This is a genomic window from Janthinobacterium sp. GL_088 (assembly GCF_057837845.1).
The window spans coordinates 607288-618405 of the sequence record NZ_CM174453.1 but is presented as its reverse complement, the minus strand read 5'-3'; the positions used below and the strand labels follow the sequence as shown (position 1 = coordinate 618405).

Genomic DNA, 11118 nt, shown 5'->3' with positions numbered 1-11118 from the left:
CTCCTGTGTTCTTACCTTTTTGCTGCTGTTTTTACTACCGTTTATTACAAAGCAACATTACACCGCGTTCGTATCTTTCAGCACGCCGCGCTTGATCTGGTCCAGCTCGATCGACTCGAACAGGGCGCGGAAGTTGCCTTCGCCGAAGCCCTGGTCGCCCTTGCGCTGGATGATCTCGAAGAAGATCGGGCCGATCACCGTCTGCGTGAATATCTGCAGCAACAGTTCGCGTTCGGTTTCCGTGCTGTGGCCATCGATCAGGATGCGCAGGCGGCGCAGTTCTTCCAGCTGCTCGCCGTGGTTCGGCAGGCGGCGGTTGACCAGCTCATAGTACGTTTCAATCGTGTCCTGGAAATCGATACCCGTATCGCGCATGCCTTGCACGGACGCGTAGATATTGTCCGTACCCAGCGCGATGTGCTGGATACCTTCGCCATGGTACTGGTCCAGGTATTCGGCGATCTGCGACTTGTCGTCCGACGATTCATTGATCGGAATGCGGATCTTGCCGCATGGCGAAGTCATCGCCTTCGATTTGAGGCCCGTCAGCTTGCCTTCGATGTCGAAATAGCGCACTTCGCGGAAGTTGAACAGGCTTTCATAGAACGTCGCCCATTCCTTCATGCGGCCACGGTGCACATTGTGCGTCAGGTGGTCGATATACGTCAGGCCATGGCCGACGGGGTTGGCGACGGCGCCGGGAATGGCGACGAAGTCGACGTCATAGATGCTGATGTCGCCGATGCCGCCCGGTGCGGCCGCGTCCGGCTTGTCGGCGCCCTTGCCGCGCCAGCGGTCGACGAAGTACAGCAGCGAATCGCCCACGCCCTTGATGGCGGGGATATTCAGCTCCATCGGACCGGTTTTATTGTCGAAACCCCAGGCGCCCAGTTCCAGCGCGCGGCGGTAGACGAAAGCCGCGTCGTCGACACGGATGGCGATGGCGCACACGGACGGGCCGTGATGGCGGGCAAAACGCTGCGCGAACGAATCTTGTTCGGCATTGATGATGAAATTGATGTCGCCCTGACGGTACAGGGTCACATCCTTGTGGCGGTGGCGCGCGATGGCCGTGAAGCCCATGTTCTCGAACAGCTTGCCCAATGCTTTTGGGTCTGGTGCTGCATACTCGACGAACTCGAAACCATCGGTACCCATCGGGTTATCCCAAGGCTGAAATTGCATGATGTCTCCTCCAAGAAGTAGCGCACAGTATAGGCGCGGTCTGTGGGCATTAAATGCCAAAGATCTCCCGAACAATCATGATTTGCGCAATAATATTGCGTGAAACAAGAACCACCGGAGGAAGCATGAGCAAAATTACGCTGGATAAAACGGATCGCAAGATCCTCGCCGTCCTGCAGGCCGATGGCCGCCTGTCGAACCAGGACGTGGCCGAGCAGGTCAGCCTGTCGCCGTCGCCATGCTTGCGCCGCGTCAAACGGCTGGAAGAAGCGGGCGTGATCCGCCAGTACGTGGCCCTGCTGGACCCGGAAAAGATCGGCCTGGGCCTGCTCGCCTATGTGAACGTGCGGCTGGAAAAGCACAGCGATGCCACCGCCCACAGCACGGCAAGGGTGCTGGCACCGAACCTGGTGACGAACACCTCGCCGCGCGCCGACTTCGCCGTGGCGGTGGCGCAATGGCCGGAAGTGGTGGCCTGCTATGCGATGACGGGGGAGATGGATTACCTGCTGCGCGTGCACGTGGAAGACATGGAGCACTTTTCGCGCTTCATGATGGCGACCCTGCTGCGCCACCCGGCCGTGCTGGATGTGAAATCAAGCTTTGCCTTGCAGCGCATCAAGGATACGACGGCCCTGCCCTTACTGTGACGGCGGTGCCGGCGATCCGGGCTTCTTCTTGCGCCCCGGCAAGCGATCCCACAGTTTGAACGCGGCGCGCGCATTCGCCTTGAACGTGTAGTCGAACATGGCGAACTGCTCCTGCACGGCTTCCTGCAGCATGCTGCTCGGGTTCGGCGGCAACAGTTTCAGATAGGCATCGGCTTCGCCATAGTCGCGCTGGATTTCCATGCCAGCCTTCTTGGCAATATGCATCATCGTCTTGTTCGACGACAGACAGTGCATGTACAGGGTATCGACATCGTTGTTGCGGCAGTGAATCGCCGCCCGCTCGAACAGTTTTGACCCGACCCCCATGCCACGCATGGATTTTGACACGGACACGCCAAACTCGGCCACCTGTTCCTTGTCCGTGACGACACTTTTCGCCGGCGACGTGTCCTTCGGCGCGAACGCCAGATGCCCCACGCCCACCAGCTTGAACAGGCTGTTGTAGACGCCATAAATCATGTCGCGCGAGAAATCCATCTTTTGCACGTACTGGGCCACCAATTCATCGGGCAAGGCGCTGCCGAAGCGCAGCAGGCGGTCGCTTTTCTCCAGAGAAAGAAAATGCTTCATCATGCGGCGCCGGTCGCGCTCATGCAACTGTTTGACGAGCACACTCGGACGCCCGCCGCCGCTACGGCTCAGCCAGCGGCGAAACGGGTTCTGGAACAATTTGGGCAGGGTCATGGGAGTTCCGTACGGCTGATCACGTTCGTGACGGCCTCCACGCGCGCCGCATGGATGACGGCCGGAATGCGTTTCGGTTCCTGTGCGCAAGCTTGTGCCAGTGCTCCCGCATCGACACCGCGCACGGCCGCCAGCATGGCTTGCAGCCACGCGGACTGTGGAAATACAGGATCCTGTGCATGCACATCGCAGGCGATGGCGTCCAGCATCTGCACGAAACGCTGCGGCTTGCGCAAGCCGTCGCAGCGCTCGCACAAGCTCACCAGTTCTTCGGCGCTCAGCGCCAGCGCGCCGTTGATATTATGCAACTCGCGCGCCGCCATGATGGCCAGTTCGCGGCACTCGTTGGGCACGCGCAGGCGCTCGCTCAGCTGTTCGATGGCATCCTTGCTCATATGCAGCATCAAGACGGCAAAGCGCACGGGCAAGTCATGACCTTGCACGGCGGCATGGTCGATCACTTGCAGCAAGCGTTCGCTGATGCTGATTTCGCCCATGATGCGCGCCAGCGCGCCGCATTCGTGCAGCACCGTCAGCATGCGCGACGGCCGCGCTTCCATCAATCCTTTTGCCACTTCCTGCCACACGCGCTCGGCCACCAGGGCGTCGACTTCGCCGTCCTGCACCATCCGGCGCATCAGTTCCATGGTGGCCGGTGCCACAGTGAAAGTATGAAAACGGGCGGCAAAGCGGGCCAGGCGCAAGATGCGCACGGGGTCTTCACCGAACGCATCGGAAACGTGGCGGAAGATTTTGTTCTCGATATCCTGAATACCGCCGAACGGGTCGGTCAGGCTACCGTCCTCGGCTTGCGCGATGGCGTTGATGGTGAGATCGCGCCGCACCAGGTCGTCTTCCAGGGTGACGTCGGGCGCCGTGTGGAAGACGAAGCCCCGGTAGCCGGGCGCCGTCTTGCGTTCCGTGCGGGCCAGCGCGTATTCTTCCTGCGTCTTCGGGTGCAAAAACACGGGGAAATCCTTGCCGACGGGCCGGAAGCCCCGGCGCAGCATGTCTTCCGGCGTGGCGCCGACGACAACGTGGTCGTGGTCTTTCACGGGCAAGCCCAGCAGTTGGTCGCGCACCGCGCCACCGACCGTGTATATCTTCATAACACTCTTTTCTTAATCAGGCAGTTCCGCATCGTGCTTGGCAGCAACTTCCGTCTCCGCCAGCGCTTCCATGATCCAGCGGGCCACGGCCGGGTGCGCCTGCACGCGCTCGCAATACGCGTTCAGGGCCGGCGCCAGGCTCACGCCATACGTGCGGAAACGCATGACGACGGGGGCGAAATACGCATCGGCAATGGAAAAGTCGCCAAACAGGAACTGGTGGTGGCCAAAGCGCGATAAACACTCTTCCCAGATTTCACTGATGCGGCCGATGTCCGCCTGCGCGGCGGCCGTGCGGCCACGTCCCGGCAACTTCGCCTTGATATTCATCGACATATCCGTGCGCAAGCCCGTGAAACCCGAGTGCATTTCCGCGCAGACACAGCGCGCCATGGCACGCGCGGCCACGTCTTGCGGCCACATGTGTTTATCGGGAAACTGCTCGGCAAGGTATTCGCAGATGGCCAGGCTGTCCCAGATCGTGATCTCGCCCGCCAACAGCACGGGGACCCGGCCGCAAGCCGAATATTCGGCAATTTTGGTGGCCGTGTCGCTCTGGTCGAGCAGCACGCGCACTTCCTGGAACGGGATGCCGAACGCTGTCATGGCCACCCAAGGGCGCATCGACCAGGACGAGTAATTCTTGTTGCCGATGATGAGGGTCAGGCCCGGCTCGCGCGCGGCGGCCAGGGTTTGCGTCAGGCTGGGATCAAGGATGGTCGTTTGCATGGTCGGCGAGCTTTAGTTGGATGATGGCAAATCGGCAGAAACAGCGCTGTTTTTCGGGCCCACGGTACCCAGGCGGGCTTTCAGCGATTGCGGGCTCTTCTCGAACAGGGCCGCATAATAGGTGGCGTTGGCCATCACGTTTTTCACGTAGCCGCGCGTTTCCGTGTACGGAATGATCTCGGCAAAGACGGCGCCTTCCAGCGGACGCGTCATGGTGGCGCGCCAGATGCGCAAGCGCCCCGGCCCCGCGTTGTAGGCGGCGCTGGCCAGCACTTGCGAACCGTCGAGACCGCCAAGCACCATGTTCAGGTAATTCGTGCCCAGCAACACGTTGGTGCGCACGTCGCTCAAGGTTTCCGTAACGAAATCGGTGAGGCCGATCTTCTTGGCGACGTAACGGGCCGTCGACGGCATCACCTGCATCAGGCCGGACGCGCCCACGTGCGACTGCGCATCCATGATGAAGCGCGATTCCTGGCGGATCAAGCCATACACCCACGCCTTGTCCAGGCCCAGGGTTTGCGTGGCCGGGTGCATGACGTCGTCGTGCGGCGTCGGGTAGCGCTGCGTGTAGTCCACTTCCAGGCGCGTGCGGTCCGAGGTGTTGACCATGCGGTCGAGCACATTGTTCTGGCGCGCAAATTCCGCAGCCGCCAGATGTTGCCTGTCCGTCATCGAACGCAATTCCCAGTTCCACTCGCGCGTGCCTTCGAAGCGCAAGCGCATGTTGAAGAATTTCAAGGCGCGCTGCAAACCCGGATTGGCGGCCATGGCGGCGATTTCCGCCGGCGTGATCGGCTGGCCCGGCGGCGGCAAGACCAGGTGGTTGCCCAGCTCTTCATTGGCCAGCAAGCCGTAGAAATTCGATTGTTCACTGATCGTGCGGTACAGGGCGTCCGCCTGCGCGTTCGGGCGACCCGGCGTTTCCGCCTGCTGCGCGCGCGCCAGCCAGTAGACCCAGGTCGGGTCGGCGCGCAGGGAGGCCGGCATGGCCTGGATGGCAGCCTTTACCAGCGGCCAGTTGCCTTCGCGCAAGGCAATACGCGCCTTCCACTGCATCTGCTCCTGGGTCAACGGTGCGCCATTGGTTTTTTGCCAATATTCAAATGCTTCCGGGGCAAGCGAGTACGACGCTTGCAGGGCCAGGCTGGCCCAGCCGATGGCCTGTTCCTGCGCCGTCAGTTGCGCACTGGCCTTTTGCAAGGCCACCACGCCCAGTTTCAAGGTGCTTTTTGCCATGCGGCCGACGGCCACCAGGTACATCTCGTGGTCGGCGCGACTTAGACCCGCCCCCTTGGCCAGCACCAGCGCGGGCAAATCGATGGCTTGCGCCATCTTCGCGTCGGACGCGCCCAGCAGCAGCGCGATGCGGCGCGCCGGGCCCGTGGCATTCGTCTGGCCCGCCAGGCGGATCTGCGCCCACAGGTCGTTCGTGTCGAACTGGCCATTTTGCGCCAATGCCGCGATCAGGCTGCCACACGCTTCGCCATAACCAGGCGGCGAGACGAGCAGGTTGCGCGCCTCGGACGCCACGTTCTGGCCCTTGGCCGCGCGCGACATCAGCGCGTAGCACTTGAGCTGGGTGTCGTCATCGAGGGCGAATTGCGGGTATTGCTCATCGAACACGACCCAGTCGCGCTTGCGGCCCAGTTCCAGCAGCCAGTCGTTGCGGAAACGGTCGGCGATGGCGCTGCCCTTGTAGCGGTTCAGGTAATCGCGAAATTGCGCCTCGGTCAGCAGTTTGATGCGCGGTTTCAGCCGATAATAGTCAACATACGATGGAATCTGGTAATTCGTCAGGCGCCCCGCATAAAAGTCGGCTTTTTCGACGTCATCCTTGCGCGCGGCGTCGCGCAGCAGCAGGAAGGCATCGTCCTCGCTGCGCGTGTCGGGCGCGGCTGGGGATGCGGTGGTCGATACCTGGGCCAGGGCGGCCAGGGGAGACAAGGCCGATGCAACACACAGCATCGTGCCGGCAATCCATTTCAGTGGGGAAATCAATGTACGACTCTCAATCTTAACTTGATGGTGATATGAATAGCGACCCTAGAATAACATGCGATCCGGCTGCACGGCCACCCATTGCGCCACAGGAAAAAGCCGGCTTGCGCAAAGCCTTGCTGACGGCCCGGCGCGCCCTGCCCGACGCCACGCGCGCGCAATGGGATGCGGCCATCGCGCAGCGCCTGCTGGACTGGTGCGCGCAGGAAAATGTCGAGGAACTGGGCGTGTACTGGCCCCTGCACGGCGAGCCGGACTTGCACGGCGCCTATGCGCAACTGGCCGCGCGCGGCGTGCAATTAAGCTTGCCGGTGGTGCTTGAAAAGCATGCGCCGCTGGCATTCAGCAATTGGACGCCCGGTGAAGCCATGGTGAAGGATGGCATGGGCGTGGCCGTGCCGGCCCAGTTGCGCCTGCGTGCGGCGCCCGCCACCCTGCTGGTGCCCTGCCTGGGTTTTAACCAAGAACGCTTTCGCCTCGGCTATGGCGGCGGCTACTATGACCGCACCCTGGCGGCCACGCCCCGTCCGCGCACCCTCGGCATCGCCTATGCCTGCCTGTCTGCCAGCTTTCCCAACGGCGAATACGACATCGCCCTCGATCACATCGTGACCGAGGGCGATCTTTTTTAACGCGTCAGGACGGTTTATTTCACCAGGCGCTGCCACAGTGCGGTCGTGGGCGCCGCCTGGTTCATGCTATAGAAATGCAAGCCTGGCGCGCCGCCTTCCAGCAGACGTTCGCACAAGCCCGTCACCACGTCCAGGCCAAAGGCCTTGATCGACGCGCTGTCGTCGCCGAAGCTGGCCAGCTTCAGACGCACCCAGCGAGGAATTTCCGCACCGCACATGTCCGAAAAGCGCATCAGCTGCGTGTAATTCGTGATCGGCATGATGCCGGCCACGATCGGCACGTTGATGCCCATCTTCTGCGTCTGCTCGACAAACTGGAAATACGCGTCGGCATTGTAGAAATACTGGGTGATGGCCGCGTCGGCACCGGCCTGCACCTTGCGCGCGAACGCGTTCAAGTCATCCTGCGGCGAACGGGCTTGCGGATGCACTTCCGGATAGGCGGCCACTTCGATATGAAAATGGTCGCCCGTCTCGGCGCGGATGAATTCCACAAGCTCGTTGGCGTAGCGGAACTCGCCCGAGGCGCCATAGCCGCTGGGCAAGTCGCCCCGCAAGGCCACGATACGCTTCACGCCGGCCGCCTTGAAGTCGGCCAGCACGGCGCGGATCGATTCGCGCGAGCCGCCCACGCAAGACAAATGCGGTGCGGCCTGTTCGCCGGCCGCCAGGATCTCGCGCACGGTGTCCAAGGTACCCTGCTGCGTGGTGCCGCCGGCGCCAAAGGTCACCGAGAAATACTTCGGATGCAACTCAGACAATTTGACACGCGTGGCACGCAGCTTTTCCGCCCCTTCCGGGGTTTTCGGCGGGAAAAACTCAATACTGAAATTATGCTTTTCCATCGTCGTTACTCAAAAGTAAGGTCGACAGGGCCCAGGAAATGATGCTGTACAAAATGGCACCGCCCACGGCAGACCAGAAACTGGCGACATGGAAACCATCGATCATCTGCGCCACCAGCCAGAACATGAAGCCGTTGATGATCAAGATGAACAAGCCCAGCGACAAGAACGTCACGGGCAGGGTCAGCAGGATCAGCAAGGGACGGATCAACGCATTGACCAGCCCCAGCACGGCAGCGGCCAGCAGCGCCGTCCAGCCGCTGCTCATCGTCACCGAGTGCATCAGGTAGGGGACGGCAAACAGGGCTGCCGCATTGATAAACCAAATCAGTAGCAAGCGCATTTCTCTAGCCTGTCAAAAATAGGGTCAGGCCGGCGGCAGGCGCCGGCCCTCAGAGGGTGAGTTACAGCCCAGAGCTACCGATTAATAGCGGTAGTGTTCAGGCTTGTAGGGGCCTTCTTGACGCACGCCGATATAGTCGGCTTGCTCTTGCGTCAGTTCCGTCAGCTGCGCATTCAACTTTTTGAGTTGCAAACGGGCGACTTTTTCGTCCAGGTGTTTTGGCAGGGTGTACACGCCGACCGGGTAGTTGGCCGTGTTCGCGTACAGCTCGATCTGGGCGATCGTCTGGTTGGCGAACGACGAGCTCATCACGTACGACGGGTGGCCCGTGCCGCAACCGAGATTGACCAGGCGGCCTTCGGCCAGCAGGATGATGCGGCGGCCCGACGGGAAGATGATGTGGTCGACTTGCGGCTTGATGTTTTCCCACTCGTATTGTTTCAACGAAGCAACGTCGATTTCATTGTCGAAGTGACCAATGTTGCAGACGATGGCCTGGTCTTTCATGCGCGTCAGGTGATCGTGCGTGAGGATGTGATAGTTGCCCGTGCAGGTGACAAAGATGTCGCCGTGTTCGCAGGCGTAATCCATGGTCACGACGCGGTAGCCTTCCATCGCCGCCTGCAGTGCGCAGATCGGATCGACTTCCGTTACCCACACTTGCGCCGACAGGGCGCGCATGGCTTGGGCCGAACCCTTGCCGACGTCACCGTAACCGGCGATAACGGCCACTTTACCGGCGATCATCACGTCGGTGGCGCGCTTGATGCCATCGACCAAGGACTCGCGGCAGCCATACAGGTTGTCGAACTTCGATTTCGTGACGGAATCGTTGACGTTGATCGCAGGGAAAGCCAGCTTGCCTTCCTTGTGCATCTGGTACAAACGGTGCACGCCGGTGGTGGTTTCTTCCGTCACGCCGAGGATTTCCGGCAGACGCTTCGAGTACCAGGTCGGGTCGGCCAGCAGATGACGCTTGATCGAGTTGAACATGCAGATTTCTTCTTCCGAACCCGGATTCGCCAGCACCGACAGGTCGGTTTCCGCGCGCACGCCCAGGTGCAGCAGCAGGGTAGCGTCGCCGCCATCGTCGAGGATCATGTTCGAGTAGACCGCCTTGCCGTCCACGTTCGGCCATTCGAAGATGCGGTGCGTGTATTCCCAGTAGTCATCCAGCGACTCGCCCTTGATGGCGAACACAGGCGTGCCAGCGGCAGCGATGGCGGCGGCAGCGTGATCTTGCGTGGAGTAAATGTTGCACGATGCCCAACGCACTTGCGCGCCCAGTGCTTCCAGGGTCTGGATCAGCACGGCGGTCTGGATGGTCATGTGGATGGAACCGGTGATGCGCGCGCCTTTCAAAGGCTGCGCTGCCGCGAATTCTTCGCGGATGGCCATCAGGCCAGGCATTTCCGTTTCAGCAATCTTGATTTCTTTGTCGCCCCATGCAGCCAGAGTGATATCGGCGATGGTGTAGTCGTGTTGCGATTTGAGTACGGCGTTCATCACGCCCTCCTTTCAGTTGAAAAAGGTACGTGAGCGCAGTTGCAGGATATTCCGAGCCTGGCGAATTTCTTCGTCGCAACGCTCCTCGGACTGTGGATTTTAACATTGGCAAGGCCGGCGCGCCAGTTTGTTCGCCATGTATTGCCATGTAACAACACATAAAAAAAGCGCCCGCGGCCAGAGGCCGGGGCGCTTTTCTTGCAAGTCTGACTAGATTACTTCAGGCCGGCGGCGTCGCGCAGCAGGGCGACCTTGTCCGTGCGCTCCCACGTGAATTCCGGCTCTTCGCGGCCGAAATGGCCGTAGGCGGCGCTCTTCTGGTAGATAGGGCGCAGCAGGTCGAGCATTTGCACGATGCCTTTTGGACGCAAATCAAAGTGCGCCAGCACCAGCTTGGCGATTTCCGCGTCGGGAATCACGCCCGTGCCTTCCGTGTAGACGGTGATGTTGATCGGCTTGGCCACGCCGATGGCGTAGCTGACCTGCACCTGGCATTGGCGCGCCAGGCCGGCCGCGACGATGTTTTTCGCCACGTAACGGGCCGCGTAGGCTGCCGAACGGTCGACTTTCGAAGGATCCTTGCCCGAGAACGCGCCGCCGCCGTGCGGCGCTGCGCCACCGTAGGTGTCGACGATGATCTTGCGGCCGGTCAAGCCGCAATCGCCTTGCGGGCCGCCGATGACGAAACGGCCCGTCGGATTGACGAGGAATTTGGTCTCCGTCAGCCATTCGCGCGGCAGGATCGGCTTGATGATTTCTTCGATGACGGCTTCTTCGATCTGCTTGTGCGAGATTTCCGGCGCATGCTGGGTCGACAGCACGACCGTGTGCACGCCGACGGGGCGGCCATCGACGTAGCGCAGGGTCACTTGCGATTTCGCGTCCGGACGCAGCCATGGCAGACGGCCATCCTTGCGCAGCTGCGACTGGCGCTCGACCAGGCGGTGCGCGTAGTGGATGGCGGCGGGCATCAGCTCGGCCGTTTCATCGCAGGCGTAGCCGAACATCAGGCCCTGATCGCCAGCGCCTTGATCCAGGTCAATCCCCGCACCTTCATCGACGCCTTGCGCGATGTCCGGCGACTGCTTGTCGTAGGCCACCAGCACGGCGCACCCCTTGTAGTCGATGCCGTATTCCGTGTTGTCGTAGCCGATGCGTTTGATGGTTTCGCGCGCAACTTGAATATAATCCACATTGGCGTGGGTGGTAATCTCGCCAGCCAGCACCACCAGACCGGTGTTGCACAGGGTTTCGGCAGCCACACGGGCGGCTGGATCCTGGGTCAGGATGGCGTCAAGGATGGCGTCGGAAATTTGATCGGCAACCTTGTCGGGATGGCCTTCCGAAACGGATTCGGAAGTGAAGAGATAGTCGTTTGACATTGCAAGCTCCTGTTTACTATGTGAATGTTCT

General features: G+C 61.1%; 11 protein-coding genes and 1 riboswitch. Of the genes, 2 read left to right on the top strand and 9 right to left on the bottom strand.

Features of this window, described 5'->3' with window-relative positions:
* Window positions 1-57 precede the first annotated feature (57 nt).
* Entirely contained in the window at window positions 58-1185 is a 1128-nt protein-coding gene (hppD, locus tag AC3IQ7_RS02760; RefSeq protein ID WP_489208308.1) for a 4-hydroxyphenylpyruvate dioxygenase, read from the bottom strand.
* A 125-nt stretch (window positions 1186-1310) separates the two neighbouring features.
* Between hppD and AC3IQ7_RS02755 the strand changes: the two genes are divergently transcribed.
* On the top strand, window positions 1311-1835 hold the full coding sequence (locus AC3IQ7_RS02755; RefSeq protein ID WP_034753092.1) for an Lrp/AsnC family transcriptional regulator: 525 nt from the start codon (window positions 1311-1313) through the stop codon (window positions 1833-1835).
* Here AC3IQ7_RS02755 and AC3IQ7_RS02750 read toward each other — a convergent pair.
* Genes AC3IQ7_RS02750 through AC3IQ7_RS02735 form a run of 4 tightly spaced genes read right to left on the bottom strand, consistent with a single transcriptional unit; the run spans window position 1827 to window position 6379 of the window.
* Complete coding sequence (locus AC3IQ7_RS02750; protein ID WP_489208307.1) at window positions 1827-2540, bottom strand: GNAT family N-acetyltransferase; 714 nt, start codon at window positions 2538-2540, stop codon at window positions 1827-1829. The genes AC3IQ7_RS02755 and AC3IQ7_RS02750 overlap by 9 nt on opposite strands.
* Window positions 2537-3649, bottom strand: a complete 1113-nt coding sequence (locus AC3IQ7_RS02745; protein WP_099377881.1) for a tRNA nucleotidyltransferase/poly(A) polymerase-related protein — start codon at window positions 3647-3649, stop codon at window positions 2537-2539. Before AC3IQ7_RS02745 ends, AC3IQ7_RS02750 begins: the two co-directional genes overlap by 4 nt.
* 12 nt (window positions 3650-3661) lie before the next feature.
* Complete coding sequence (locus AC3IQ7_RS02740) at window positions 3662-4378, bottom strand: glutathione S-transferase family protein (protein ID WP_099377880.1); 717 nt, start codon at window positions 4376-4378, stop codon at window positions 3662-3664.
* Window positions 4379-4390: 12 nt separating this feature from the next.
* Window positions 4391-6379, bottom strand: a complete 1989-nt coding sequence (locus AC3IQ7_RS02735) for a lytic transglycosylase domain-containing protein (protein WP_489208306.1) — start codon at window positions 6377-6379, stop codon at window positions 4391-4393.
* Window positions 6380-6411: 32 nt separating this feature from the next.
* On the opposite strand from AC3IQ7_RS02735, the gene AC3IQ7_RS02730 reads away from it, so the two are divergent.
* Window positions 6412-7011 (top strand): 5-formyltetrahydrofolate cyclo-ligase, encoded by a 600-nt coding sequence (locus AC3IQ7_RS02730; protein ID WP_199534323.1) that lies wholly within the window; start codon window positions 6412-6414, stop codon window positions 7009-7011.
* A gap of 14 nt (window positions 7012-7025) precedes the next feature.
* Here AC3IQ7_RS02730 and metF read toward each other — a convergent pair whose 3' ends face one another.
* From metF to metK, 4 genes are all read right to left on the bottom strand, one after another.
* A complete protein-coding gene (gene metF / locus AC3IQ7_RS02725; RefSeq protein WP_035823894.1) occupies window positions 7026-7856 on the bottom strand; it encodes a methylenetetrahydrofolate reductase [NAD(P)H] in 831 nt (276 codons plus the stop codon).
* The gene (locus tag AC3IQ7_RS02720; RefSeq protein ID WP_077398738.1) at window positions 7843-8199 is read right to left on the bottom strand and encodes a phage holin family protein; all 357 of its coding nucleotides are present in this window, start codon (window positions 8197-8199) and stop codon (window positions 7843-7845) included. Before AC3IQ7_RS02720 ends, metF begins: the two co-directional genes overlap by 14 nt.
* A gap of 81 nt (window positions 8200-8280) precedes the next feature.
* Window positions 8281-9705 (bottom strand): adenosylhomocysteinase, encoded by a 1425-nt coding sequence (gene ahcY, locus AC3IQ7_RS02715; RefSeq protein ID WP_322426648.1) that lies wholly within the window; start codon window positions 9703-9705, stop codon window positions 8281-8283.
* Between the two features lie 24 nt (window positions 9706-9729).
* Window positions 9730-9798: riboswitch (S-adenosyl-L-homocysteine riboswitch) on the bottom strand.
* A gap of 122 nt (window positions 9799-9920) precedes the next feature.
* The gene (gene metK, locus AC3IQ7_RS02710) at window positions 9921-11087 is read right to left on the bottom strand and encodes a methionine adenosyltransferase (RefSeq protein WP_034783537.1); all 1167 of its coding nucleotides are present in this window, start codon (window positions 11085-11087) and stop codon (window positions 9921-9923) included.
* Window positions 11088-11118: the final 31 nt, after the last annotated feature.